Annotated in this window: 23 protein-coding genes and 2 pseudogenes; 10 read left to right on the plus strand and 15 right to left on the minus strand. The window is 52.1% G+C overall.

Translation table 11 applies throughout. The features are described from left to right. Positions 1–263: 263 nt before the first annotated feature. Together K3T82_RS03125 and K3T82_RS03130 are read left to right on the plus strand one after the other, a co-directional pair. Positions 264–551, plus strand: coding sequence for a hypothetical protein (locus tag K3T82_RS03125; RefSeq protein ID WP_220192037.1), 288 nt, complete (start codon positions 264–266; stop codon positions 549–551). 500 nt (positions 552–1,051) lie between these two features. Further along, entirely contained in the window at positions 1,052–1,372 is a 321-nt protein-coding gene (locus K3T82_RS03130) for a hypothetical protein (protein WP_220192038.1), read from the plus strand. 65 nt (positions 1,373–1,437) lie between these two features. Here K3T82_RS03130 and K3T82_RS03135 read toward each other — a convergent pair whose 3' ends face one another. The 8 genes and pseudogenes from K3T82_RS03135 to K3T82_RS03175 form a co-directional block, all read right to left on the minus strand. Next, positions 1,438–2,325, minus strand: a complete 888-nt coding sequence (locus K3T82_RS03135; RefSeq protein WP_220192039.1) for a carbohydrate ABC transporter permease — start codon at positions 2,323–2,325, stop codon at positions 1,438–1,440. A 69-nt stretch (positions 2,326–2,394) separates the two neighbouring features. Further along, a complete protein-coding gene (locus tag K3T82_RS03140; RefSeq protein WP_220192040.1) occupies positions 2,395–3,339 on the minus strand; it encodes a carbohydrate ABC transporter permease in 945 nt (314 codons plus the stop codon). A gap of 49 nt (positions 3,340–3,388) precedes the next feature. After that, on the minus strand, positions 3,389–4,696 hold the full coding sequence (locus K3T82_RS03145; RefSeq protein WP_220192041.1) for an ABC transporter substrate-binding protein: 1,308 nt from the start codon (positions 4,694–4,696) through the stop codon (positions 3,389–3,391). A gap of 391 nt (positions 4,697–5,087) precedes the next feature. Further along, positions 5,088–5,891, minus strand: coding sequence for an ABC transporter ATP-binding protein (locus tag K3T82_RS03150; protein ID WP_220192042.1), 804 nt, complete (start codon positions 5,889–5,891; stop codon positions 5,088–5,090). Between the two features lie 139 nt (positions 5,892–6,030). Further along, positions 6,031–7,071, minus strand: a complete 1,041-nt coding sequence (locus tag K3T82_RS03155) for a FecCD family ABC transporter permease (protein WP_220192043.1) — start codon at positions 7,069–7,071, stop codon at positions 6,031–6,033. Continuing rightward, positions 7,071–8,137, minus strand: a pseudogene (locus K3T82_RS03160) (FecCD family ABC transporter permease). The gene K3T82_RS03155 and the pseudogene K3T82_RS03160 overlap by 1 nt, the downstream one beginning before the upstream one ends. Positions 8,138–8,139: 2 nt before the next feature. Continuing rightward, on the minus strand, positions 8,140–9,081 hold the full coding sequence (locus K3T82_RS03170; RefSeq protein WP_220192046.1) for an ABC transporter substrate-binding protein: 942 nt from the start codon (positions 9,079–9,081) through the stop codon (positions 8,140–8,142). 34 nt (positions 9,082–9,115) lie between these two features. Further along, positions 9,116–10,054 carry a sucrase ferredoxin gene (locus K3T82_RS03175; RefSeq protein ID WP_220192047.1) on the minus strand — a complete coding sequence of 313 codons (939 nt, stop codon included), beginning with the start codon at positions 10,052–10,054 and terminating at the stop codon, positions 9,116–9,118. Between the two features lie 215 nt (positions 10,055–10,269). Between K3T82_RS03175 and K3T82_RS03180 the strand changes: the two genes are divergently transcribed. Beyond that, entirely contained in the window at positions 10,270–10,905 is a 636-nt protein-coding gene (locus tag K3T82_RS03180) for a TetR/AcrR family transcriptional regulator (RefSeq protein ID WP_220192048.1), read from the plus strand. Between the two features lie 61 nt (positions 10,906–10,966). Further along, positions 10,967–14,194, plus strand: a complete 3,228-nt coding sequence (locus K3T82_RS03185) for a bifunctional cytochrome P450/NADPH--P450 reductase (protein WP_220192049.1) — start codon at positions 10,967–10,969, stop codon at positions 14,192–14,194. 101 nt (positions 14,195–14,295) lie between these two features. Here K3T82_RS03185 and K3T82_RS03190 read toward each other — a convergent pair whose 3' ends face one another. Then, positions 14,296–15,030, minus strand: coding sequence for a FadR/GntR family transcriptional regulator (locus K3T82_RS03190; protein ID WP_220192050.1), 735 nt, complete (start codon positions 15,028–15,030; stop codon positions 14,296–14,298). A gap of 128 nt (positions 15,031–15,158) precedes the next feature. Here K3T82_RS03190 and K3T82_RS03195 point away from each other — a divergent pair, with 128 nt between their 5' ends. The 4 genes and pseudogenes from K3T82_RS03195 (at position 15,159) to dgoD (ending at position 18,342) form a co-directional block, all read left to right on the plus strand. Beyond that, a complete protein-coding gene (locus K3T82_RS03195) occupies positions 15,159–15,773 on the plus strand; it encodes a zinc-dependent alcohol dehydrogenase (RefSeq protein ID WP_220192051.1) in 615 nt (204 codons plus the stop codon). A gap of 15 nt (positions 15,774–15,788) precedes the next feature. After that, positions 15,789–16,205: pseudogene (locus tag K3T82_RS03200) on the plus strand (zinc-binding dehydrogenase); the annotation flags it as partial. Next, on the plus strand, positions 16,206–17,138 hold the full coding sequence (locus tag K3T82_RS03205; RefSeq protein ID WP_220192052.1) for a U32 family peptidase: 933 nt from the start codon (positions 16,206–16,208) through the stop codon (positions 17,136–17,138). Between the two features lie 52 nt (positions 17,139–17,190). Beyond that, complete coding sequence (gene dgoD, locus K3T82_RS03210; protein ID WP_220192053.1) at positions 17,191–18,342, plus strand: galactonate dehydratase; 1,152 nt, start codon at positions 17,191–17,193, stop codon at positions 18,340–18,342. A gap of 99 nt (positions 18,343–18,441) precedes the next feature. Here dgoD and K3T82_RS03215 read toward each other — a convergent pair whose 3' ends face one another. Next, positions 18,442–19,086 carry a zinc ribbon domain-containing protein gene (locus K3T82_RS03215; protein WP_220192054.1) on the minus strand — a complete coding sequence of 215 codons (645 nt, stop codon included), beginning with the start codon at positions 19,084–19,086 and terminating at the stop codon, positions 18,442–18,444. A gap of 216 nt (positions 19,087–19,302) precedes the next feature. After that, entirely contained in the window at positions 19,303–21,336 is a 2,034-nt protein-coding gene (locus K3T82_RS03220; RefSeq protein WP_220192055.1) for a tetratricopeptide repeat protein, read from the minus strand. A 149-nt stretch (positions 21,337–21,485) separates the two neighbouring features. On the opposite strand from K3T82_RS03220, the gene K3T82_RS03225 reads away from it, so the two are divergent. Both K3T82_RS03225 and K3T82_RS03230 read left to right on the plus strand, forming a co-directional pair. After that, positions 21,486–22,028 (plus strand): NADH-quinone oxidoreductase subunit B, encoded by a 543-nt coding sequence (locus K3T82_RS03225; RefSeq protein ID WP_220195047.1) that lies wholly within the window; start codon positions 21,486–21,488, stop codon positions 22,026–22,028. Positions 22,029–22,335: 307 nt separating this feature from the next. Next, positions 22,336–22,698, plus strand: coding sequence for an HU family DNA-binding protein (locus K3T82_RS03230; protein ID WP_220192056.1), 363 nt, complete (start codon positions 22,336–22,338; stop codon positions 22,696–22,698). Positions 22,699–22,805: 107 nt separating this feature from the next. On the opposite strand, the gene K3T82_RS03235 is transcribed toward K3T82_RS03230, so the two are convergent. The 4 genes from K3T82_RS03235 to K3T82_RS03250 all read right to left on the minus strand — a co-directional run bounded on the left by K3T82_RS03235 (position 22,806) and on the right by K3T82_RS03250 (position 26,001). After that, positions 22,806–23,600, minus strand: a complete 795-nt coding sequence (locus K3T82_RS03235) for a hypothetical protein (RefSeq protein ID WP_220192057.1) — start codon at positions 23,598–23,600, stop codon at positions 22,806–22,808. 211 nt (positions 23,601–23,811) lie between these two features. Next, on the minus strand, positions 23,812–24,765 hold the full coding sequence (locus tag K3T82_RS03240; protein WP_220192058.1) for an RluA family pseudouridine synthase: 954 nt from the start codon (positions 24,763–24,765) through the stop codon (positions 23,812–23,814). 47 nt (positions 24,766–24,812) lie between these two features. Continuing rightward, on the minus strand, positions 24,813–25,406 hold the full coding sequence (gene lspA, locus K3T82_RS03245) for a signal peptidase II (RefSeq protein ID WP_220192059.1): 594 nt from the start codon (positions 25,404–25,406) through the stop codon (positions 24,813–24,815). 193 nt (positions 25,407–25,599) lie between these two features. Continuing rightward, on the minus strand, positions 25,600–26,001 hold the full coding sequence (locus K3T82_RS03250) for a TraR/DksA family transcriptional regulator (RefSeq protein WP_220192060.1): 402 nt from the start codon (positions 25,999–26,001) through the stop codon (positions 25,600–25,602). Between the last annotated feature and the right edge of the window lie 13 nt (positions 26,002–26,014).

The following is a 26,014-nucleotide window of genomic DNA, read 5'->3' on the forward strand; positions in this document are numbered from 1 at the left end:
CAGGTCCCTGTCCAGGCAAGGCTCCAACCTCCACCTTTATCCACAACAGCAAGAGATTAAATAGATAAAGTATGAAGCCAGGACATTCGCTTGATAACGAATCCCCTGGCTTCCTGGCGGTCAGGAACTGCCTTTGCTTATCATGTGTCTGAGCTAGTGCGCAACTACCGCTGTAGGAATGTCGCCATAACCGTCACAACCCCAACCTCCTGTTGTGCCTGTCACGATTCCTCCACAACCACACTCCAATCGGTGGTTCCAGATTGCGCAGAGCCATACCGCTAGGGCTGATCAATACACCACTGGCGCAGGATTATACACTACTGGCACTGGATACACTACTGGTGCCGGACGGTACACTACCGGTACTGGATACACTACTGGTCTTGGATACACTACCGGTACTGGATACACTACTGGTCTTGGATACACTACTGGTCTTGGATACACTACTGGCACTGGATACACTACTGGTCTTGGATACACTACTGGTACCGGATACACTACTGGTGCCGGACGGTACACTACTGGGCCAGGACATGGGGCTCTAAAACATTCGATGCGTGCGTTCGTGGCTTTTGTAGCCTTTGCGCTGGCTGCTGATGCTGAATGTGTCGAAACAATTAGCATCAATACAGCCAGAAAAGCGCTGAAGGCTATAACCCCAATCACCTTGGTACAGACTGAAATCTTCACAAAGTTCCCCCTTGCGTCTCAAGGCCTTACATACACTCACACACCTAAGACAAACAAAAACAAATGTTGAACTTAAAGCAGCTTAAGCACTACAAAACCATATCTAGCATTACCTCTTTCTTTATACAGCCATAGGCAACCTCAAGAGGGGCATTTACATCAGTAACCCTATGAACTTTAGGCATCTAGTGCAGGGGAGAGCATCGACAAAAAATTTCATTCCGATGGCGGTATTATATTTATATATATCCGTGGTTTCACCAAGCGCGTTTCCAGGCTATTAGGCGGCGTCACACATACACCTATTCATCCTCGTTATCCAGAGAGCTATGTGATAGACAGGGAGAATTCTGGAATGCACAACATTCATACAGAGCATGAGCACAAACACAACGAACACTGCGGTCATACAGCAGTGCAACATGAGGGGCACGTAGATTACCTTCATGAAGGGCACTTACATCACCTACATGAGGGGCATTATGACGAACATGTCATCGAGGTCAGCGAACAGCATCCTGATACCTGTGCGCCAGTTCAATGTGAGTGCAAGCATGATACATGTGGAGATGAAAAGGTACCCCATGGAGATCACTTCGATTATCTATGCAATGGGGAACTTCATCATCCGCATGGCGACCATTGTGATAGGCATGGTTCAGTACAGGTAAGGTAAATGAGGGGAAGCCCAGGTACGTACCTGGGCTTCCCCTCATTTACACGATATATTCACACTCAGGCTCACTTGACAGCGCCTTGAGTGAGACCCGCGATGAACTGGCGTTGGAAGATAAGGAACATCAGGATAATGGGAATAGAAGCTAGAACAGCGCCCGAAAGTAGAATCCCATACTGGTAGTCATAGGGTCCCACAAGCGCAGCAATGCCCAGATTCGCAACAAACATAGATGGATCGGTCGTGACGATCAGCGGCCAATAGAAGTCGTTCCATAGACCGGTAAAGGTAAGGATACCAAGAACTGCCAGCCCTGGGCGTACCAGAGGCAGCACAATGCGCCACCAGATCGTAAATTCGGATGCTCCATCTACACGCGCTGAATCCAGAATCTCATTCGGCACTGTCATCGTATACTGCCGCATCAGGAAGATGCCAAAAGCCCCAACGGCGCGAGGAACAATCAAAGCCTGATACGTGTTGAACCAGTGCAGCTCACGAATGACCTCAAATTGCGGTATTTGCAACACCTGAGGCGGGATAAGGAGCGTTACCAGCATCAAAGTAAAGAGCAGATTCTTAAACCGAAAATCATACTTCGCGAAGGCAAAGCCTGCCAGTGAGCTGAGGAGCAGCGACACGATGGTACCACCAAATGCCGTAATCGCAGTATTCAACATCCAACGCGCGAAGGGAAATTGCGAGAGCAAAGCCCCCATATTATCCAGCGTAAAAGTGCGCGGGAAGAGCGTGATCGGCGAACCAAAGATCTCCGCGTTTGGCTTGAAAGCGCTCAACACCATATAAAGAAAAGGTATAACCGTCAGGATCACCAGCAAAAGCAGTAGAAGGTTGATAACAATCGATCCCGTAAAGAATACTCTACGACGATTACGAGCGGCGGGCGAGAGCTGTGGCTTCGCCTCTTGCAGTGTCGTATCAATACTTGCCATGAAGAAATCCTCTCTGTAACACCTTGCCACGGAAGAACGGCAAGACATAAAACACCAACCGTCGCGCTATCATGAGACGTCCGAGGAGGCAGCGTTTCCATAGCCACCAAAGAGCTTGATATTCAAGATGGAGAGGATGAGCAACAAGAGCGTCATCGAGTAGGCAATAGCGCTCGCATAGCCGACATTAAAGTTCTGGAAGCCCTGAGTATAGGCATACAACGTAATTGTCAGTGATGCATCTGAAGGGCCACCACTTGTAAGCAACAACGGCTCGGCAAAGAGATTATATGAGCCGATAATGGCCTGAATGACAATGAAGAGCGTGATCGGTCTGAGCAGTGGCAACGTAATACGCCAGAAAGCTTGCCAACGATTCGCGCCATCAATCATCGCCGCCTCATAGTATTCCCTATTGATGGCATTCAGACCCGCCATCCAGAAGAGAATGTTGATGCCCATGTAGGTCCAGATACCAATGAGAATAAAGGCAGGCATAACAACGGGCTGATCCGTAAGCCAACCTACTGGCGTGATACCAAACCAGCCCAGCGCTACATTGAGCAAGCCATACTGGGTATCAAAGACGCGCGCGAAGATAACCGTAATAACCACGGTTGAGGTAATGACCGGAAAAAAGAGTCCAACGCGGTAGATCCCCTTCCAGCGCACAAAAAGGGAATTGATTGCCAGAGCGACAATTAGAGCCAGGGGAGTAAGAATAAACAGGCTCCCAAGGGCGTACTTCGTGGTGTTGAGTACGGCGGTATAGTAGCGTGGGTCCTGAAAGAGATAGATATAGTTGCCAAGTCCGAAGAACGTCTTCTTATCAAAGCCAAAGCCTTTGAAGAAACTCAACCAGAATGAATAGAGGATCGGATAGATCCCAAACACCAGGAAGAGAATGAAGAAGGGTGAGATAAAGATATAGGGGGCAAGCTTACGTTGATTGCGACGCCACCAGCTACCGCTTGGATGCGCGTTCGTTGTCACACTGGTCTGCACCTGGGTCATGAGCATACCTCCTCTAGGCATGGCATACGCCAGTTATCTCAGGGGCTTTTTAAGCAGTCTCGAAATTGATGATGCGTGTAGCCTCGCCATCAGCGGCTTTCAGCGCCGATGCGGGTGAGACACCTGCTTGCTGTAAACAAGGGGTGAGAGCGAGCCTCGTAAAGGCATCTGTGGTCTCAGGCCAGTAGGGCGAGTTATACCACTTGTTAATCTGAGGAGCAACCTCTTTGATAACGCCACCCGCGCTCTGATTATTAAAGAACTTCAAGGGCTCACTTAGCTTCGCCTGCTCCAGCGCGGGCTTAAAAGTAGGCCACGTCTGACGGATACTGTAGTCACCCAGCAGGGCTTCAACACTTGAGTGCTCATAGAGCACAAAGTCGAGCGCCTCCTCGACAGAGGAAGAGGTCTTAAGCACAGCGACGCCAGTTCCCCCCTGGGTCGCGGTATTTGAGCCGCCCGCTTCCCATAACGGCAATGGTTGTAAGAGCCATTTTCCGGCGGTATCGGGCGAGTTCTGCTGCACAAATCCGCTGAAATTCCAGGAAGGGCCAATGAGCGAGGCAAATGTTCCGTCGGAAACCTTGGCCCAGTACGCCTGTCCAACGGGACGAATACTGGCCCAGCCTTCAGCCAGGGCCTGCTTCTGGTAACTAAGCGTCTTTAAGCCTTCAGGAGAATTAAAAATAGGTTTGCCGGAGGCATCAAAAAAGCCACCTTTGCCCTGAAGCGTCTGGATCCACCAGTATCCCGAATCGTTAAAGGGGAAATCAATGAAGTATTTACCTGTCGCTTTGTGGTAGTTACGGCCCGCCTCCGCGAACTCATCCCAGGTAGTGATAGGGGCTTTTATGCCTGCCTTTTCGAATAAGTCCCAGCGATAGCTAAGAAGGCAGGCATTCAATTCATTGCCGATCCCATAGATCTTCCCTTGCCAGGACCAGGGGTCAGTTGCCGAGGGGCGATAGAACTGGTCCGCGATCCCCATTTGCTGAAGCTTGGAGGTCATGTCCGTGAAAATAACATCGCCCTTAATGAAGCGCGCGAATTGCCCGATCTCGATGTCGGCGATGTCAGGCCCTCCCGAGCCAGCCAGGGCCGTAATCAGAATTTTGTCATGCATTTGCTGAAAGGGGAAAATCATCCAGTTGATTTCGAAGTCGGGCTTTTTCTCTTGCTTGTAGAGTTCCCAGGCTTTTTGTTGCCATTGGGTACGTGTACTAGAGAACGCCCAGAAGTTGAGTGTCTTCTTGGCTCCGGTGAGGATCGCTGGCGCGCAACCACTTAGGAAGAGGCTAGCTCCAGCAGTGGCACCTCCAACTGCTTTGAGGAAGGATCGTCGATGCATTGGCTGCATATATGTACTCCTTCGTCCATATACCGACAAACATTCATGTATGGCTCATCTGTCACAAGAGGGCGGTGACAGCAACATCCGCTTACACTGCCGCAATACAGGCAAGCGCATAAGATATACAAGAAAGATAACGTTATCTTCGTCACTTTGTCAAGCTTTTTGGCAGAGTACGAGATTATTCAACAGTGGGTGCAAAGCCCTTACCAAGCCCATTTTAAGCTCATCTTATTCTTGGGGAGCATTTCTCTATAATGACAAACTCATCATTATCCAAGCCCAACAAGCTAAAAAACGAACGCCTTTTGCTCTCTGAGTAGTGTTTAGAGAGCAAAAGGCGTTCGGTGCCGAAAAAATACGAAAAACAAGCCTGGATAATTATGCAATACTCGGGCTAGGCAAGTTGCTTAGCTTGCAAGTGACGCTTCATTGGCAGGCAAAGGGGAGTATTGGTTAAGGGATCAAGCATAATTTGGCACTCAATCCCAAAGGCTTGTTTGACAAGTTCTTCACTCATGACCTCTGAGGGGTGGCCCGATGCGACAATGCTTCCTTTATGCAGCACAACTAGATTATGGGCATAGCGGCAAGCCTGATTCAGGTCATGCAATACCATTACAATAGTCCGTTGCTCATTGTGACTCAAATCATCGAGCAGGTCAAGCACCTCAACCTGGTGAGCAAGGTCCAGATAGGTTGTTGGCTCGTCAAGCAACAACAAGGGAGTATTCTGCACCAGCGTCATCGCGATCCAGGCCCGCTGGCGCTGACCACCTGAAAGCGCGTCGAGTGGGCGCTCAGCCAGATCATGCATGTTCGTGATCTGTAACGCTCGCACGACCTGTTCTTCATCCTCTCGCGACCACTGTTGATACCAGCTTTGATAGGGATAGCGTCCCTGGGCAACCAATTCACGAACCGTCAGACCCTCGGGAGCCACCGGAGATTGAGGCAAAATTCCCAGGCGACGCGCGACCTCTTTTGAGGAGTACTTGAAGATTTCCCGACCCTCAAGCAGAGCCACGCCCTTCGTTGGCTTGAGCAGCCGTGCCAGCGCACGCAGCAAAGTCGTCTTGCCACTGCCATTACTACCCACCAGCACCGTAATCTGCCCATCAGGAATGGGCAGTGCCAGGTCCTCTAATACCTTCACCTCACCAAAATTGACGGATATATTCCTACCCTCAAGTGTACTCATTACGTTTCCAGGCCTCCAACCCTTGTATATTTTTTAACAGCCAGCCTCACGAACGCCGCCTACAGTAGTAGGAAGGCACACGAAAGGGCTAATACCCCTTGCAATCCTTCCGGCTAGTATTACAGTGCTTGTTACACGCTTAAGCAAATGATCTGCTGCGTATCAGCAGCCAGATAAAATAGGGTGCGCCGATAACAGCGGTAACCACACCACATGGAATCTCAATCGGCGGGAAAAGGACACGTCCTAACAGGTCTGCCGCCACAACCATCAAGCCACCTACTAGCGTCGCTACTGGCAGCAGTCCTCCGTGTGAAGGGCCAATGAGCACACGCGCAATGTGAGGGGCCATCAGGCCAACAAAGCCAATCGTTCCAGCCACCGCCACCGAGCCACCAGCTAAACCCACACACGCCACCAATAACAGAGCACGCTGCCACTCGACATTGCTACCCAGTCCCCGCGCCAGATCATCTCCTAGTTGAAGCGCATCTAGATGGCGACTCATAAATAGCGCGATTCCTAGAAAGATCGCCAGCCAGGGTAACAGAATCCAAAACTGCTCCCAACTCCGACCATAGACACTACCTGCCAACCAGGTCATAGCCTGTCCTACCTGTATGACCTGGGACATACTCAACACAATCTGTACAAACGCTGAGGCAACTGCGCCCAGACCAATACCCACAAGCAAAAGGCGAGTAGGAGATGACCCACTTCTCCAGGCAAGCAAATAGACAAGCAAAGCAGCGAGGCTAGCACCCGCGAACGCGAAGAGTGGTAACCAGGCAAAAGCAATACCGCTAAAGAGAATGAGTACGCTCACCGCTGCCAGACTTGCTCCATGACTGATACCAATGATGTCGGGCGAGGCCAAGGGGTTGCGTGTCAGCCCTTGCAAGATAGCCCCTGCCGCCGCAAAGCCCATACCAACCAGAATAGCAATCAACGCGCGTGGCAGGCGTAATGTCATGATGATAAAAGTATAGCTTCGGCTTCCATTCCCGAGCAAGGTCTCAAGCACAGCCAGGGGTGGGACCTGATACTCACCAACACTGACCGAAAAGACCAATGTCACTACGATTAAAAATAAGAGAGCGAGGATAACCAACGGAAAGCGAGCCCTGACACGAAATGAAAAGGGAGGCCAGGGAGAACGGAGAACCAACCAATGACGCATCAGGCACGCCTCACTTTCTTGCGCACAAGCCAGATCAAGATGGGGGCCCCTACAAGCGCAGTTATCGCGCCAACCGGGACCTCACCTGGACGAATGACTACACGCGCGATTATGTCGGAGCCCAGAAGCAGGATCGCGCCAAAGACAATGCAATACGGGAGTACCCAACGATAATTGTTGCCCACCAGTGCGCGAACCAGATGTGGCACCACCAACCCGACAAAACCAATCGGACCAGCAATCGCGACTGAAGCCCCAGCCAACAGGACAACCGCCAGGGACGCGACAGCCTTCACCAAACCCACGCGCTGCCCCAATCCACGCGCGACATCATCACCTAGATTAAGGATCGTGAGCTGACGGCTAAAGACGAGTGCAATTCCTATACCAACCAGCAAATATGGCAATACCTGAACTAATAAAGCTGGATTGCGCCCCGCGAGCGAACCAGCCAACCAGAAACGCACCTCATCAAGCGTGCTCTCGCGAATGACCAGAAACCCTTGAGTCAACGACGAGAAGAGCGCTAACACAGTTGATCCCGCGACGACTAATTTGAGAGGAGTCATCCCCTGGCGTCCCAACGAACCAAGCAGGTACACCAGAGCACCTGAACCAGCAGCACCCACCAGCGCCAGCCAAACATAGTTACCCAGGGAGGAGGTGCCAACAAAGAAGGTATACGTGACCACCATAAAGCTTGCGCCGGCATTAACGCCCATCAAGCTCGGTGATGCAAGTGGATTCTTTGTCACTACTTGCATCAAAGCCCGGCTATTGCCAGGCTACTCCCGACACAGACAGCAATGAGCACGCGAGGGAAGCGTAGATTGCGAACAATGTCTTGAGCCGTTGAGCCATCAAAAGCAAAGAGTGCCCGGAAAGCGGTTGGAGGATCAATGAAGACCGAGCCGAGACAAAGCGCAAGCAGCAATGTGATGAGCAATAAAGCCAGGCCCAGAAGCAGCCCCACCCAGGGAGCATGGCGAAAGGGTGTGGTACGCCTCTCACGCTGCCCTGGGTGAATATGAGCAAGCTCAGATTTCTCTTTCAGCATATCAGACATCGCTACTTCGTCAAATCTGTTGTGAGCTCATCCACAACCTTGGTTGCTGCACCGACGCCAATGCCAAGCATCCAGAGGTCATCAGAGACCTGGAAGACTTTTCCGTTCTTCACGGCCTGTAATTTCTGCCATTGAGGCTGGTTTGTCAGTTCCTGAAGCTTCGCTTTGCTATCACCATAATTGCACAGGAAGATTACATCGCCATCCATCGATGAAATGTTCTCATATGAGACTTCCTCAGCGAACTTCTTCTGGGCATCCTGAGAGGTGGGGCGAGGCAGGCCTGCATCATCAAGGATAGAACCGATAAAAGTCTGATGCATATAGAGGCGCACACGATCTGGGAGAACACGTACAATTGAAACATGTGTCTTGGAAAGGTTATCACCAAGTTTACTCTTTAATGTATCGATCTTCTGATTATATTGCTGCATGAGTGCATTCGCTTCAGCAACCTTGTTTAAGGCATTCGCATACAGCATGAAATTCTCTTTCCAGGGTGCCCCAGTCTCTACGCTAAAGACCGTAGGAGCGATCTGAGAAAGCTTGTCATAGATGCTTTCATGACGCATCTTGCTGCTCAAGATCAGATCAGGATTAAGAGAAGCAATCTTCTCCAGATTAGGCTGCGAAATAGTGCCGACATTAACAATATTCTTGGTCTTATCCTGCAAATAGCTCATGTAGCCGCTATCTTTGAGCGCTGAAACTGCACCAACCGGAGTTACCCCAAGCGCGATAGCATCATCCAGTTCACCAGTATCCAGAACAACCACACGTTGAGGATGTGCCGAAACCTTTGTTTCGCCCATCGCGTGCTTGATTACACGCTCACCCGAGTCATTCCCCTGCCCATTAGAGCCTGTCGAGGTTTGCCCTCCACAGGCGGTAAATAATATAACTAGCAACATGCATATCGGAAAAATAGTAAGAAGCTTCTTCATCAGTTTAAGGTTTCCATTCTTCACTTTGAGTCAATTATCGCGCCGAGACTAACGCCGGATTATCCATGATGCTATACTGGCGCATATGGAAATAGGGAACCGGGTGCGCCCACAATCCCTTGCAAGAGCTGTAACTGGTTACCTCACGTACCTCACGTTCCAGAGTAATCATATGTAGGCGACCGGAGAGAACCTCTAGGAAGGAGACAAAGACAAGAGGATTATCCGTTTGGGGGGACCGTATCTCTTGCAAACGGAACGCTTGCAAATCGCTATTACCCGTTTGTGAGCGCAAAAAATACTCAGCAGCCTGCACAATGGGGGAATAACAACTCTGACCGCGATAGCGCTCCAGATAGACTTGCTGTTGCTGGTAGCGCTCAACGATATGCGCGACATCGGAACGTGTCACATATCCATAGTAGAGGCCGTGAGGGAAGCACAGCACATTGGCAGCAAACTTATCGCCACCGACATGCGAGCTCTGCCACACCTGCTCTCCCGCTAACGAAACCAGTTCGTTATAGATCGGCAGGCCAAACTTGGCGCAGCAGCTATCATGCTTGCCATGTGTGCAAACAAGATAGAGTGGTTGATTATAGCATGAAGCCTGGTAAGCCTGCTCATTCTGGATCACATCGTTGAGATCCAGTGTCAGCAGGTCTTCATAGTGCTCCAGTGAAAACCGATAGAGATGCGCGTCCCCATTGCGCGTGAATGCTAGAAAGCATGTCGGGTGGTCAATGGGCTTCGAATGTTGTTTAATAAACTGAACGCGCAAACGTGGCAAAGCCTCATTTTGCTCGCTTAGCCACTGCTTCACAACCTCTGGCAAGGCACTGGATGAGACAGCGCTCCTCTGCCAGGCTCCTGTATATTCGATGAGCAACCAAGCATCCACATAGGCAGCGGTACCAATAAAAGGCTCTTGCTCCTTCCGGCATACCTGGGCGCAGAATGTTCTCTCACTCAAAGGTCGTCACTCCAAATCCGTGTTTTTCGCTTATGGCACCTAGCTTATACGCCTTATTGCTATAACCAAGTTCCACAGTCGGATATTAGCACAGCCTAACTTCATCCGTCAAGAGGGAAAGCTAATTTAAGGCCCACATAAAGGAATTTTGGGAAGCCATGAGATACATTTGCATGCCCTTGACAGTGGCCTACAACTGAATTATAATTCATTTTATGAATAGCGATTCAGCAAAAACACAAACACAGGATGAGAAACGTAGCTCGCGACGGCGTGCTCGTACCAGAGCCGAGATTCTCGCGGCGGCACGGCAGGTCTTCGCGGCGCGTGGTTACCGCGCCGCGAGCATTGCTGAAATTGCCGAACGCGCGGATGTCGCTGTAGGAACCTTCTATCTGCACTTTCACGACAAGGAAGAGGCTTTTACGATCCTCCTACAAGAGTGCTTTAACGAGACGCGCTCGCACGTTCAGCAAGCCGTCACGGAAGAGGGTCAATCCCTACTGGTTATTCTGCAAGCGATCTTTCGCTACGCCAACGCACAACGCGATCTCTTTCGCATAACGATCCATCCAGATCGACACAATACACGCATGGACCGCGTACAGACCGCACTGACAGAAATACTCACCACAGTGCTAACCAACGCCAATCAGAAGACACCTCTGGTAGGCTATGACCTTTCGATGCAGATTAGCTTTTTAACAGGAATGATTACGCAAGGCATTACACAATGGCTTGAGCATGAGGATATGGACCCCGATACCATCGTGGCGCAAATGCTGTTTCTATTGCGTCACGGGCTTCCAGAATCTGTGCTCACAGGAGAGAATCAGCCCACTGAGGCTTAAGCTCCATTACGGATGGTTTGCTTGCGTAACCCTCTACTGCTGAGAGGAATTCACTCGCGCCATGTATATAGAAGATCATACACTTACACCCATTCCGCAGCCACATAAAAAACCGCTTGTTGGCAATCTTTATGATATTGATCCCGCCGTTCCTGTGCTAGGTATGATGGAATTAGCCCGCGAACTAGGGCCAATCTTTCAGCTTGAGATTCCAGGACGACGCACAGTTATCGTCTCGGGCTTCGAGCTTGTCGATGAGCTTAGTGACGAGTCGCGCTTTGATAAGCGCGTCTGGCGACCACTGCTCAATGTGCGCTCCTTCTCGGGCGATGGGCTCTTTACGGCCCACACCCAGGAAGCAAACTGGCACAAGGCGCATAATATCCTGATGCCAAATTTTAGTATGCGTGCTATGCAGGGCTATATGCCCATGATGCAGGATATTGCCGAACAATTGCTGGAGAAGTGGGAGCGCCTGAACCCAAATGAGGAAATCGATGTTCCCGGAGATATGACGCGCCTGACCCTAGATACTATCGGGCTCTGTGGCTTTGACTATCGCTTCAACTCTTTCTATCGCGAGGACGCGCACCCCTTTGTACAGAGCATGGTCAATTCTCTGGGTGAATCAATGGCTCGCGGTCGCCGCCTCCCAATTCAGGAGAAGCTGATGGTCAATAAGCATCGCCAGTTTCAGAGCGATGTTGACTACATGAACAACCTCGTTGACGACCTCATCCGAGAACGCAAAGCCAACAGTAATACGGCAGACAAGAAAGATCTCCTGAGCTACATGCTCTCAGGAATCGACAAGCAGTCTGGGCAGGGACTCGATGATGTAAACATCCGCTATCAGATCATCACTTTCCTGATCGCAGGCCATGAGACGACCAGTGGACTCCTCTCGTTCGCGCTCTACTTCCTGCTCAAACATCCCGATGTGCTAGCAAAGGCTTATGCGGAGGTTGATCGCGTTCTGGGTCCAGATACTTCGATCAAACCCACCTTCCAGCAGATCAATAAGCTACGTTATGTGTCTCAGGTCCTCAATGAGAGCCTGCGTTTATGGCCTACCGCTCCCCTCTTCTCAGTCTATCCCTACGAGGAGACAGTCATAGCAGACAAGTACCGAGTCGATAAGGATAGCGAATGGGCGATTCTCATTCCTATGCTGCACCGCGATAAGAGTGTCTGGGGCGAGGATGCCGAAGAGTTCAATCCCGATCATTTTAGTCACGAAGCCGAAGCCACGCGCCCGGCAAATGCCTTCAAGCCCTTTGGCAATGGACAGCGCGCCTGTATTGGGCGTCAGTTCGCAATGCAAGAGGCAACATTGGTTCTGGGTCAGATCTTGCAGCGTTTCCACCTGATTGACCACACAAATTATGAACTGAAGGTTAAGCAGACGCTCACGCTCAAGCCTGAGGGGCTGACGATGCGTGTATGCCCACGAACAGATGCCGACCGTGATCTTCAGGACTTTGTCAAACCCATTGAGGTCGCCACACCCAGGGTTGATGAGGCTCCACGTGTGGTAGCCACAAACCAGCATAATACGCCTCTCCTCGTCCTGCACGGCTCCAATATGGGCACTTCTGAGGAGTTAGCACACACAATCATGGAAGATGGGAAAATGCGTGGCTTTGCCGCGCAGGTCGCTTCCCTGGATGACTACGCAGGCAAGCTTCCAACTGAGGGAGCGGTCGTCGTAGTCACTTCTTCCTACAATGGGACGCCACCCGATAACGCCGCCGAGTTCTGTGGCTGGCTCAAGAGAGAAATGCCTGCCGATGCGCTTAAAGGGGTGAAATATACCGTCTTCGGCTGTGGCAACCGCGATTGGTTCTCGACGTTCCAGGCAATCCCAAGACTTGTGGATAGTAACCTGGAACGTCATGGTGCTCAACGCATCTATCAGCGTGGTGAAGGGGATGCCGCTGACGACTTCGATGGACAGTTCCAGTCCTGGTATCAAGGGCTCTGGAACGAGTTGGGACAGGCACTTCAGCTCGATCTTGAGACCAGTATCGCCGCGACTGGGCCACGCTATACAGTTGAGATCGTCACCGAGACACATACCCCCAATCCTTTTGTAGCCTCCTTTGGGGCCTATCCACTGCGCGTCGTCGCCAATCGTGAGCTCAATACCCAGGAGGCGAGCCGCTCAACACGCCACGTCGAACTGGCGATACCAACAGGTAGCAACTACCGCGCGGGAGATCACCTGGGCATTATCGCGCGGAACACACCAGAAATGGTCAAGCGTGTCGCCGCGCGCTTCCACTTTACGGTGGAAACCAGAATCCGTCTCCATCAGGGTGATGAGCGCCGCACACATCTGCCAATTCATGAGCCGGTGCGCGTCTACGACCTCCTGGCAGACTATGTCGAACTGCAAGAGGTTGCTACCCGGACCCAAATCAAGGTCCTGGCTGAACACACCGAATGCCCACCAGAGAAGATGCGTCTCCTGACCCTATGCGGTGACGACGAGACCAGTGCTCTACGGTACCGCGAAGGCGTGCTGGCGAAACGCAAAACCCTCATTGATCTGCTGGAAGAGAATCCAGCCTGTGAGCTACCATTCCACGCCTACCTGGAGATGCTGACACCTATTCGTCCACGCTACTACTCAATCTCGTCTTCGCCACTCAAGGACCCGAAGCATTGCAGTATCACCGTTGGCGTCATCGATGAGCCCGCCTGGTCGGGACATGGCACGTACCAGGGAGTCTGCTCCAATCATCTGCGCAGTATGCAAGATGGCAACATCGCCTATGCCTTCGTGCGCGATACGAAATCGACCTTCCGCCTTCCAGAGGATGCACGCACGCCTTTGATCATGATTGGACCCGGCACTGGTCTGGCACCGTTCCGTGGCTTCTTACAGGAGCGTGAGGCCCAGAAGAACGCAGGGCAGGAGATTGGCCCCAGCCTGCTATTCTTCGGCTGCCGTCACCCACAGCAGGACTTCATCTATGAAGATGAATTGAAGGCCTTTGAGCGTGCAGATATTACCGAACTCCATACCGCATTCTCACGCGTACAGGCCGAGAAAGTCTACGTCCAGCATCGCCTCTGGGAACAGAGAGGAAGGGTCTGGGAATTGATCGAGTCTGGCGCAGTTATCTACGTCTGCGGTGATGCGAGCCAGATGGCTCCCGATGTTCAGGCCACCTTCGCCAGGATCTACCAGGAGCAAACGGGGAAAGGCCCACAAGAAGCAGCGGAATGGCTTCAGAAGCTCAGCGATAGCAATCGCTATCTCGTTGACGTCTGGGGCAATTAGATACACCATTAGCCTTTGTATTCAGGAAAACTGGTTCGCTTGCCGCGCGGCAAGCGAACCAGTTTTCCTGAAGCTCCTATTCTTCCCCCAATAGGGCGGACTCACGCCCTGGCTGGGGATTGGTCATCAAAAGCACGGTAAATGTCCTGCAAGGTCAGGCTAATCAGCGCACGCATCGCCTCCTCTGCTTCCCGCTCGTCGTGTTGTTGAATAGCAGCCGCCACCCGCTGATGGACAGGCATAGCAGCGCGCGTCGCGCCGGGTATACGCGCCGTCACTTCCCGGCTTGCATGCATGGCGCGGGTCAAGGTGCGCATAACATTCAATAAGAGCTCGTTATGGGTGGCAAGGCAGATGAGCATATGGAAGCGCAGGTCAACAGCGGTGTAATCTTCAGGGGCTTCTAGTGTTTGCTCCATGTCCCGACAGCAGCGTATTATAGCCTCGGCCTCCTCTTCAGTCGCACGCACCGCCGCCAAATGAGCCGCCATCGGTTCCAGCATTAGCCGCACCTCACACAACGCCTGAAGAAACTCTTGCTCTGGTCCAGCCTCATATTGCCAGGCTAACACCTCTGGATCGAGGAGATTCCATTCCGCGCGGGAACGCACACGCGTCCCAGTCTTAGGACGCGCCTCAACCAACCCCTTCGCACTCAAAGTCCTGAGCGCCTCCCGCAGAACCGCGCGACTGACGCTGAATTGCGCGCTCAGTTCCGGCTCGCTCGCAAGCGCCTCGCCCGGCTCGTACTCGCCTCGAATGATGCTCAGGCCAATCTGGCGTTCAACTTGCTTATATAAGCTCTCGCGTTGAAGCGAGGAAAATCCTTTTGCCATCTCTGCCTCATTTGTCATACAATAATACAAAAGAACTATACCCGGTTCTTTCTCACCTGTCAATCAATTTGTCATAGGTAGAGAGATCATAGTATCTATTTGTGTATTACCAGCCAGGGGGCAGAGCTATGAAAGCTATTCAGATCAGCGCTCCAGGTCGAGTGTTGATCCGCGAACTGGAACAGCCACAACCAGGACCCGGTGAGGTGCTGATTCGCTCCTCAACGGTGGGTATTTGCGGAAGTGATGTTGAAATCTATCAGGGAAGAAGACCACAGGAATACTGTCGCTACCCGGTTATTCCCGGTCATGAGTGGTCAGGGGAAGTAGCGGTGCTGGGCGAAGGAGTCCAGGGAATCCAGGTTGGAAACAAAGTTGTCGCGGAGGGATTTCTGGCCTGCGGTACCTGTGCCAACTGCCGCGACGGCGCGACAAGCCTCTGCGAGCGAGGCTATGACGAGATAGGCTTTACCCAGCCAGCGGGTCTGGCGCAATATGTCGTCGTTCCCGCGCGTCAGATTCACATCCTCCCAGACGCGACTCCATTAGATGAAGCCGCGCTTCTTGAGCCAACAGCAGTCGTCGCACAAGCATTTTTACAGAAAGCCCCCAGGCCGGGCGACGTCGTAGTCATACTCGGAGATGGTGCTATCAGTTTGCTCGCAGTCGAGATAGCGCGCCTTTATAGCCCCTCCGCGATCATTGTGAGCGGCAGACATGAGTCGCGCCGACCTCGCGGCTGAGGGCAAGGCGCGACTCATACCATCAGCCAGCGTCAGTCATCTAGCCTGGAATTGGTCAACGATCTGACCCATGGGCGGGGCGCGAACCTTGTCTTTGAGGGTGCCGGGCGCGCACAGGCGGTCGCTGATGCCTTCGCCATGGCGAAGCGCGGAGGCACGGTCCTGCTGGAAGGGATCGCGGGAGACAGAGAGAAACTCGAACTCGCGACCGACATCTTTGCTCTCAAGCAACTCTCGGTCCACGGTCTCTTCGGGGCCAGTACACGCGCCTGGGCTCACGCGGTCTCACTCCTACGAACCAACCAGCTAAGCCTCACGCCTTTGATTACACACCGTTTCCCACTTGAGCAATACGAGGATGCGCTAAAGCTCCTGGCAGCGCGCCAGGTGGATACATTAAAGGTCGTTATTCAACATGAAGGGAGCATCTAAGTGGAAGCAACACGACGCTTTCTGACTAGCCTGGGACTTCCTCCCGGCGATGCACACGACTTGCCAACCAGCACCAAGCGCTTTCCCGATGGCGCGCAATATCGTGTTGAGATCCCTAGCACTGAAGGGCCAACCGCTCTAGCGGCGCTTTTGGAGGAGGCACAACGGTATAACGTCACTATCCACCGAATCTCACAGGGCAGCGGCGTCATGCTACAAACCGATGACGAGATTCGCGATATGGCTCGTATAGCAACTGAAGCAGGGATTGAGGTCAGTCTCTTCGCGCGCCCCAACGCAGGGTGGGACACAAGCGCGATGGCCCTCTCTAGCGGTGGGAAGTCTATCGCCCCCCGCTTGCGTGGGCAAGAGCAACTCGTCTACTGCCTGGAAGATATCAAACGTGCGGCAGACCTGGGCATACGGAGCGTGCTCCTGGCCGATGAGGGAGCGCTATGGGTCGCCAATGAGATGCGCCAGCAGGGCGAGCTACCAGCCGATATGCAATTCAAGATCAGTGTCATGATCGCCGCCGCCAATCCTGCCTCGGTGCGTCTGCTAGAGCGCCTGGGCGCAAACACCTTCAATCTGCCAACCGACCTGACGTTAGCCCAGATAGCCGCGATTCGGCAGGCAGTCGACATCCCCCTGGACATTTATGTAGAGGCACCCGACGATGTAGGGGGCTTCGTGCGCCTCTATGAGATCCCAGAGATTGTACGTATCGCAGCTCCAGTATATATCAAGTTTGGCCTGCGCAACGCGCCTAATATCTACCCCTCCGGTCTGCATATTGAAGCCAGCGCCGTCGCACTCTCACGCGAACGTGTCAGACGCGCGCGCATTGGCATGGATCTCCTTCAACGCTACTACCCCGAAGCCACCACATCACAGCTTAGAGCAGAAGGGTTGGCGCTCCCACAACTAGGATAGAGCCACCACCATCAGATGTCACCAATTCAGCACAGAAGCGAGGTTATTTGCAATGAAAATCAGTGATATCAAAACTTATGTGATCGGTACTCCCTGGCGTAACCTGACCCTGGTACGGGTGCGCACAGATGAGGGGCTTGAAGGCATCGGCGAGGCCCGTATGCTCAACCATACAGATGCCCTGCTTGGCTATCTGAATGAGGCCGCACCCAACCATATCCTGGGTCGGGACCCTTTCAATATTGAAGACCTTGTCCAGCACATGTACCGCCACGACTTCGCACGCGCAGGCGAGATCGCAATGTCAGCAATCGCAACAATTGAAATGGCATGCTGGGATATCCAGGGCAAGGCTCTAAACTTGCCCGTGTACAAGCTCTTAGGGGGCGCGGTTCGAGATAAGATCAAGGCCTATGCTAATGGCTGGTATACTGTTGAGCGCACACCGGAGGAGTTCCACGCGGCAGCCAAAAAGGTCGTCGAAAAGGGCTATCGAGCCCTCAAGTTTGATCCCTTTGGCGCGGGGTTCTATGAGCTTGAGCGTGAGGAGAAACTACGCTCACTCTCGCTGGTTGAGGCTGTACGTGACGCCGTTGGACCAGAGGTGGAGATTCTCATCGAGATGCACGGTCGCTTCAATCCAGCCACAGCCATCGCGCTCTCGCGCGAACTGGAACGCTTTGAGCCTTCATGGGTAGAGGAACCAGTACCACCCGAGAACGCGGCGGCACTTAAGAAGGCTGCGGAGCAGATTAACATCCCCATCGCGACCGGCGAGCGCATTCATACCCGCTATGATTTCCGCGAGGTGATCGAGTCTCAAGCAGCGGACTATCTACAGGCTGATATCGCGCACTTTGGTGGTATCCTGGAGACGAAAAAGCTAGCGGCCTGGGCTGAAAGCTATTATATTCTAATGGCTCCGCACAACGTCGGAGGCCCCGTCTCCACGGCGGCGGCGTTACACTTCGCTGCCTCCACACCCAATTTCAAAATTCAGGAACACTTCAATGACTTCGCCGATGAATGGGTTAAAACAGCAACCCCAGGCAACCCTGAGGTCATTGATGGCTACTTCGCCCTGCCTGATAAGCCCGGTCTAGGCGTCACCCTGAATGAAGAGGTCATCGCGCAGCATCCACGCGAAAATGTCTTCTTTGACCTCTTTAAGGAGAATTGGGAACGCCGTCAGGCTCTCCACTAGCTCATACATCTGGAGCGAACAGAGGCGTTGATATCGACACAAGCCAATATCAACGCCTCTCCACTGCATGATGCAGTTTCCATGAGAGATAGGGCCAAACTACTTAGCGGCCTCTTCCCTGGAAACGGCTTGACCACACTTCGCACAGAAGGCAGCATCAGGCTTGAGGGTCGCACCACACTGCTGACAATGTGATACCTTCTTGGGTTCTGGGCGGAGCGACTTGCCACAGTAGGAGCAATAGGCATCACCTTCATCATTCTGCGCCTGACAATGGGGACACTGCATCGGCACAGCCTGCCGAGAGGGCCGAGATTGCCCATAAGGGCGGGTAGAATAGTGTGGTGGTGAATAGGGTCTTCCCCCTTGGCGCTGAACGGCTATATCCACCGCGTTAAAGATCTGTGTCTCCAGGCCTGCCTGACGAATCAGGCCAGCACCAGCGGTCACCATCAGCGGCCAGAGGAAGAAGACGCCTATCGCGCCCACAGCCGCCTTATCAATCCATTGCTGTTGCCCAATGTTCGCGGCAACGCCTCCCTGGACCTTCTGCAATGTAACTGTAAGCGCGGCCTGTAAGCCAACCAATGCCTCCAGTTCACCGCCTTTTCGCATCTGTACCGCTACTTGATCCTGCATACCAAAGTGCTGCACCTGGTAGCCCTGTCGTACAAAGTAGTCTTCAATATCGCGCGCCATACGCTCAAGATCAAGGTTGGGAAGTGGGTAGAAACGATTATCCATTACGATTCTTCTTCCTACTAAGGTCTTCTACGAAAACCGAAGTCACTTAAACGCGCTCAGATTTTCTGATAGTTAGTAACTATATGAAAGCCAATCAACACCGAAGATACTGTATCGCCTTCGTGTGCATAACGCTATGAAGTGGCTCATATTAACCAATACCTGTAGTATGTACGCGCGAGGAAGAGAGAGGTTACGAAGCATCCGAGGGGAGCATCAATAGTCCTGGTATGGAGAATCACGCCAGGAACCGCGATGGAGATGGCGAGCCTCCTGGAGCAGAGCACCAACCTCTTCGATATGCTTGCCCTGCTGTGTATACAAAGCAGCCAGCGCATTGAGGCCCTGCGCACGATAAGGATGGTCATGATACGCTGGTTGATCCCAGATCGCACATGCGCGCAAGAGCAACGTCTCAGTTTCCTCATAGCGCCGTTGTCGCAGATAGAGCAGAGCCAATTCACAAAGAGTCACGCTCGTCCAGAAGTGCGTTGGTCCCCGCAGAACCTCATGTGTAGCGAGCGCTTGCAGAAACATTTCTTCAGCATCTTGATAGCGTCCTTGCTCACGATAGATAGTTGCAATACCACTAAGAGCAAACGCCCAATACGCATGCTCACTATACGCGGGACTAGCAAGCGCATCCAGTACGCATCTGAAATACGTTTCGGCCTTCAGATAACGCCCCTCAGTCATATAGAGAGTCGCGAGACCACTCATGCTACTAGTCAGCGTTTCAATAGCATCTCCTGACATCGCCTCGCAAAGCGTGATCGCCCGCTCCCAATGCTGTAGGGCCTCCTCTCGTTGCCAATGTGCTAATGCGTACCAGGCGAGTTTCGCGTGCAGAGACGCCATGACACTATCAGATAAGCCCTCCTGCTCTCCCCAGTCAAGGCAAGTCTGCGCCTGATGAAAGAGGCGCTCACCTCTTGTCATATACGCTTCCTCCGCCATATCAACTGGGAAACGCTGCTCTACCAGCGCCAATGAATCCACCAGGATAGAACGTCGCTCTACATCATCAACGCTATGTCGCAACACCAATTGCACCAGACGATGGATGCTCAAAGTACGACTGGCTGGATCGCGACGTAATAGCGAGTAGCTCAAGAGAGTTCTGATCCCCTGATTGAAGCGTAGAGCAGCATCAATCGTTGTCGTACGGCCTAATAGCTCCTCAGGAATGCTATCAGGAGCCAGAAAGGCACAACGCATGAGCAGATCACACGCGTGACTATCCTGCGCCTGAACTCGCGCCAGGGCTAGTTGAAAGGTCTTGACGACCGAAGATGGATGATCCAAAGAAGGATTTCGCTCTTTCAAAAACGAGAGCGGATACTGCTGAAAGAGTGTCCAAAAAGTTTCCAGACCGCACTGGGTCTCCTCCATATAAGCTCCAGCCTGATCGATAGCCAGAGGCAGACCCTCCGTCTCCCTGATGAGAGCCTGCGCGAGATGCATTTCTTGAGGAGAAGGCCCCTTTAAACCACTTCTAGAGAAGAGTAAAGTCAATGACTCATGGATGGCGAGTGGCTGGAGTTCATAGCATGGAGCGAAATCGCCCAACGTCTGAAGACGAGTTGTAACCAGAACCGCGCCCCGTCCAATGTTGGGTATATACTTCTTGAGTAGCCCTACATCCTCCACGTTATCAAGGATCAACAACCAGCCCTTATGCATTCCAAGCCAGTGCGCGACCTCAACGGCTGCATTGAAATCACTCGGCTCGGATTGCTCAATCAGCCGCAACGCACGTGCGAGGTGTTGAAAGCTGGCAAGCAGCGCCTCCCGTGACTCAGCATTCAGCCAGAGAACCGCATTATAGGCATGCTGATGGCGATAGGCATATTCCAGAGCAGACTGCGTCTTCCCAATCCCTCCCATACCTCGCAAGCCCGCGACATATCGATCTTGCGAATCTCCGCTCGCAACATGCAAGGTTTCAGCGAGATAGTGAAGTACATCCTCGCGCCCGGTGAAATATGGATTGCGTGGGAAAGGTACATACCAACTCGTACTCACTGTCGTCAAACTTGCGTCCAACAACGCACGCGTATCCTCTTCATTGAGATGCAGCAAGCGAGCAACTTCGAGTACCATCGCCTTGCTATCGGGCAAATAATCGCCACGTTCCCAGGTTCCAATGGTATTCCGGTGTACCCCCAAGGCGCTCGCAAGATGTTGCTGACTCATGCTCTGGCGTTTGCGTAACATGCGTAGGGTTTCACTAAAGGTAGCTGATTGCAATGTTCTTTTACTTCTTTTCGTGGTGAAGGTTTCAATGCACAACTCAATCGTGCATACGGCATTCTATCATATTGACAAAAGTGATTTTAAGAGTGGAAGGAAAACAAATGATGAATACGAATAAACATTCAAAGGCTATTCCGCTACACATGGCTAGCAGTCCAGCCCAGTACATTCCAGGTCAGCAAGAAGCCCCTGTTGTGCTCACCACACTCGCCGATATGTTGCAATGGACACAGAACTGGGCACGCTCACATTCCGTATGGCCTTTTCTGTACGGCCTCGCGTGCTGCGGGATTGAGATGATGGCAGCGGCCTCAGCGCCCCAATATGATCTAGCCCGTTTCGGCTCGGAGGTGTTTCGCGCCAGCCCTCGCCAGGCGGATCTGATGATCATTGCGGGCACACTTTCGGTCAAGATGGCACCTCGTCTACGCCGCCTCTGGGAGCAGATGCCTGAGCCTAAATGGGTAATCAGTATGGGACAGTGCGCCAACTCCGGAGGCGAGTTCTATGATAGCTACTACACTATTCAGGGAGCTGATTCGATTGTCCCAGTAGATGTTTACGTTCCTGGTTGTCCACCACGCCCCGAAGCATTGATTGAGGGGCTGCTTAAACTGAAAGAGAAGATCGCCAAACAAGGGCTGGCTGTGCGGGAAACAGAGGAGAGTTATACAGCTCTACGTTGATTCAAGGTAGCCATACGGTCACTCCTGTGTAGTCGTGTGCCTGGGTCCTCGATAGATCTCGCCTCCCAGGCACACAGACAGACGATTTATTGAAGGGTTATCTACTTTATCTTGTATCGCTTCTAGTATTTGGTGGGTATTTGTATAGTGGTAGTGGAAGGTAGCACCATTCCAATGCGCAAAGCAGAAATGAAGTTCATCGCTCGTAACGAGGTGATGACACACCAAGCATATGAGCGCGTTGTCGCAATGAGCAGAGGCTGAACAAAGCCCTGCACAAAGAACACAGTAGAAGGAGTGACACACAATGAAAAGCACTACCAAAGACCATGTCGTGATCGGTAAAGACGAGTTGATCCACCAGATCGCCGCGAAAGCTGGTATGAACCTGAAAGAGACCAGCAAGGTGATTGATGCCTTCACCGAGGTGGTTCGCGAGGACGTAGCTCAGGGGCACGAAGTTCGCCTGATGGGTTTTGGCACCTGGAACCTGCGCGACGTCGCCCCACGTAAAGTAAAATCCATTCGCGGTGGCGATCAGATCACGATTCCCGCCCGCAAGCGCGTCGGTTTCTCGGTCGGAGCTGTCCTCTCCCAGGCGGCAACTGGTGCCGAGCATACTCGCAAAGTGGCTACCGCCGATACCAAAACCATGAAGAAAAACCGGTAACGCATCGTTACATATACCTGACGTTTACAAAGCCCCTGCCGTTGTGGCTTGATTCTATCTCACAACAGCAGGGGCTTTTATGTCGCCATAACAGGCTTGCTAGCCCCCTATACATCGAGTTTACGCAACATTATATCAATCTGTCTTTGCTCGGAAGCCTGAACCGGCCGAAACCCTGAGCTATCATTCACGAAAGCCACACGCGTCTGTTGAAAGTGGATAATCATGTCGGGTTTCTTGTCACTATTTAGATCTACAAAGCTCAATGTTATGGGTACGAGATCGTCATGCTCACCATAAAGCTGTGGGCCCACATAGATCCGCGCTCGCGCCGGATCACCACCTTGCAACTCGATGATCTGAATTTGCTTGTCTAGATTGATAGCTAGAAAATGACTGGGATGACCTGTCTGCTCATTATGCCCCACCTGAGCATCGATCTGGAAAGTACGAGGACGCCCATAGCGCCAGTCATCCATCATGGTGTTCCACCAACCCAAAACCGCGCTCAGGACGATCCATAATACAAGCATCACTAGCATTCCCAGGCCTAAAAAGAGTAGTGGTGAGGCAGGTTCCTTACGCTCTGGTCGTGAGAAACGAAACGCTCGCTTAGGCGATGAAGGCTTGCTCTTGAGTGACGTTGAGGGTTTATTCTTCTTCTCAGTCTCCTGCACCTCCACCGGGGCAGCTTTTACATCTGAGCTTCCTTCTGCTACCATAGCTTCGGTTACAGGCATGGATAAAGCACGTGAGGCGCGTTGGGGCATCGTTGTTGGAGATTGTTTTTGCGGGGGAGATTTCTTGCGCTTCCCATCAGTGGCGGGCTCTTTAATAGGGCGATGGCGCACAATACTACGAGGCGTTATATCGAGCTCGTCTTCTCTGGATAAGACCGGCATGATCTGTTTCTCCTCTACTCACATAGGAACAACGACTTCAACGTTGTACATAATCTCAGATAGAGATGAAATAGAGAGAAAAACAGTGAGCTCAAAAAGTAACTAATGAAAGAAGAGCAGCAAAAGGAGCGCTATACGAAAAACGGTTGCGTGGCGTATCTCATTGCCACGCAACCTAGTATAACATGAGCTCGAGGAAAATTCCAGGGAGCTATAGAACAGCCTCATTATCTAGCACCTCTTGGAGGTCAGGTGGTAAGGGTGCCTCGAAATGAAGTGCTTCGCCCGTACGTGGGTGCGCGAGATCTAACTGATAGGCATGAAGGAACTGGCGCTGCAAATGAAGGTCAGGCAATTTGTGACCTGAACCATAGGTCTGATCGCAGACGACCGGATGCCCGATAGCTTTAAAGTGGACACGAATCTGATGTGTGCGTCCGGTCTCAAGCTGCACAAGAACCAGCGTATGACGTCTAAAGCGCTGTAGCACACGGAAGTGTGTTCGCGCTTCACGGCCCTCCGTCACGGTAATCGCCATCATCTGCCGGTTCCGCGAATCACGTCCAATAGGAGCATCAATGCTCCCCTGGTCAAGCGAGATGTTACCTTCCACTAAAGCCTGATAGCGCTTGACGATAGTCTGCTGTTTCATCTGCTCAACGAGCGAGGCACGCGCCTGAGCATTCTTCGCCACCATCAACAACCCGGAAGTATCTTTATCCAGGCGATGAACAATGCCCGGTCGTGTATCATTTTCGTCCTGTTGCAATTCAGGATATTGCGCGACCAGCGCGTTCACCAGTGTCCCATCGTAGTTGCCAGGCGCGGGATGGACAACCATGCCCGCTGGCTTGTTGATAATCAACAAGTCGGCGTCTTCGAAGATAATATCCAGTGGGATATTCTGAGGCGTTACCTGCTTTTGCTGAGGCGCTGGGGTCATACGTAAAGCCGTCACAATATCTTTCGCGCGTAAGGCATATCCTGGCTTACTAACCTTCTCATTCACCAGAATCAGTTCGTCGGTGATAAGTTGCTGGATTCCTGAACGCGAAACGCCATCGAGCTTCGTGACCAAAAAGCGATCAAGACGCTGCCCAATCCCCTCGTCATCAATCTCCCAGCGTACAAAATTGTCTGTTGTCGTATCGTTGCTTGCAGGCATGCTTCCTTCTTGTCCTTACCAATCATAATACGCTCAAGGCGAGCGTTTCAGTCTTGAACGGTCGCTTGTCCCTCGCTACCCTGCTGAGATGCGGTCTTTTGGTCTTCATCCTCAATCTCTTCCTGCTTTGTGGAAACCTCCGTTTGCCGCCATCCCCCAAAGACTACAAGCAAAAAGAGCAAGACCACACTCACCGAGATAAAAGCATCGGCGACATTGAAGATGGCAAAACGGTAGTTTAATTCGGGAATGCGAAACGCCAGGAAATCAACCACATAACCACCATGACGCGCCCGATCTAGCAGATTACCTGCCGCGCCCCCCACAATCAGGCCCAGAATAAGCTTATAGATGAGTGGTCCACTATTGAGCATACGGATATACAGATAGGCCACGACCGCTATCGCGGCCATAATCAAGATGATAAGAAGCGTGCTATTGGCGAAGAAGCTAAAAGCGGCACCATTATTCTGTATATACTGAACAACAAAATAAGGACCGAGCAGTGAAATATCTGGTTTGCTTCCAGGAGGGCTAAGATTCTCTACGACCAGTGACTTCGTCCATTGATCTAGCGCCACCACAGCAATGGCAGCCAGGAACGCAAGCATATCGTAGAGACGGGCACGTTTGGCAACCACGTCTTTGTTCTTCCTTTCCTCTTGAGAGATGACCCGTTAATGTGATCACCATTGTATCATACGCATATGCATTTCGTAAGCCAGCCTTCAAGGCGCCAAATGGTGCTCCAGGCGATAATCAGGAATGGGTATTTGTAGCTGACAGCCAACCACAAATACCCATTCCTGATTACAAACCCTCTTATCCCACTCCTCAGGGTTGCCATTTATCGCCATAGAGGTCTTCGCGGCTCAAATTCTGCTTCTCAAGCTTCTCCTCATCCTGCACACAACGCGCAGCCCAGGGAAGGGCTTCGAGGCGCTTCTCGGGTATAGGCTTTCCACAATCTATACAGCGACCATAGGTACCATCTTCGATGCGTTTCAACGCGTCTGTGACCTGCTGCAAAAGCGCTTGCTGATTGACCATGATTGATTGCTCTTGCTGTGTTTCCAGAAAATCGACAGCCTTTTCCTCAAACTCTTGCGGGCCCTCATCCGCCTGAGAAGAATCGACTGGTTCGGGATACGCTTCGGTCAGCCCGGCGATGCTCTCTTGAAGTTCCTTCTCTTTAACTTGTAGACGCTCTTTTGCATGCTTTATGTTCACTGTCATCTTCGATCACCCT

Source organism: Ktedonospora formicarum (genome assembly GCF_016587355.1).
In the GTDB taxonomy this organism is placed as follows: domain Bacteria; phylum Chloroflexota; class Ktedonobacteria; order Ktedonobacterales; family Ktedonobacteraceae; genus Ktedonobacter; species Ktedonobacter formicarum.

What these genes read in the sequence shown, in the direction of transcription:
- K3T82_RS03235 (WP_220192057.1), bottom strand. Translation starts at nt 23,600, where the DNA reads ATGCCGGTCTTATCCAGAGAAGACGAGCTCGATATAACGCCTCGTAGT.
- K3T82_RS03145 (WP_220192041.1), bottom strand. Translation starts at nt 4,696, where the DNA reads ATGCAGCCAATGCATCGACGATCCTTCCTCAAAGCAGTTGGAGGTGCC.
- K3T82_RS03140 (WP_220192040.1), bottom strand. Translation starts at nt 3,339, where the DNA reads ATGACCCAGGTGCAGACCAGTGTGACAACGAACGCGCATCCAAGCGGT.
- K3T82_RS03185 (WP_220192049.1), top strand. Translation starts at nt 10,967, where the DNA reads ATGTATATAGAAGATCATACACTTACACCCATTCCGCAGCCACATAAA.
- K3T82_RS03170 (WP_220192046.1), bottom strand. Translation starts at nt 9,081, where the DNA reads ATGAAGAAGCTTCTTACTATTTTTCCGATATGCATGTTGCTAGTTATA.
- K3T82_RS03130 (WP_220192038.1), top strand. Translation starts at nt 1,052, where the DNA reads ATGCACAACATTCATACAGAGCATGAGCACAAACACAACGAACACTGC.
- K3T82_RS03250 (WP_220192060.1), bottom strand. Translation starts at nt 26,001, where the DNA reads ATGACAGTGAACATAAAGCATGCAAAAGAGCGTCTACAAGTTAAAGAG.
- K3T82_RS03180 (WP_220192048.1), top strand. Translation starts at nt 10,270, where the DNA reads ATGAATAGCGATTCAGCAAAAACACAAACACAGGATGAGAAACGTAGC.
- K3T82_RS03195 (WP_220192051.1), top strand. Translation starts at nt 15,159, where the DNA reads ATGAAAGCTATTCAGATCAGCGCTCCAGGTCGAGTGTTGATCCGCGAA.
- K3T82_RS03135 (WP_220192039.1), bottom strand. Translation starts at nt 2,325, where the DNA reads ATGGCAAGTATTGATACGACACTGCAAGAGGCGAAGCCACAGCTCTCG.
- K3T82_RS03240 (WP_220192058.1), bottom strand. Translation starts at nt 24,765, where the DNA reads ATGCCTGCAAGCAACGATACGACAACAGACAATTTTGTACGCTGGGAG.
- K3T82_RS03155 (WP_220192043.1), bottom strand. Translation starts at nt 7,071, where the DNA reads ATGCGTCATTGGTTGGTTCTCCGTTCTCCCTGGCCTCCCTTTTCATTT.
- K3T82_RS03230 (WP_220192056.1), top strand. Translation starts at nt 22,336, where the DNA reads ATGAAAAGCACTACCAAAGACCATGTCGTGATCGGTAAAGACGAGTTG.
- dgoD (WP_220192053.1), top strand. Translation starts at nt 17,191, where the DNA reads ATGAAAATCAGTGATATCAAAACTTATGTGATCGGTACTCCCTGGCGT.
- K3T82_RS03225 (WP_220195047.1), top strand. Translation starts at nt 21,486, where the DNA reads ATGGCTAGCAGTCCAGCCCAGTACATTCCAGGTCAGCAAGAAGCCCCT.
- K3T82_RS03150 (WP_220192042.1), bottom strand. Translation starts at nt 5,891, where the DNA reads ATGAGTACACTTGAGGGTAGGAATATATCCGTCAATTTTGGTGAGGTG.
- K3T82_RS03190 (WP_220192050.1), bottom strand. Translation starts at nt 15,030, where the DNA reads ATGGCAAAAGGATTTTCCTCGCTTCAACGCGAGAGCTTATATAAGCAA.
- K3T82_RS03215 (WP_220192054.1), bottom strand. Translation starts at nt 19,086, where the DNA reads ATGGATAATCGTTTCTACCCACTTCCCAACCTTGATCTTGAGCGTATG.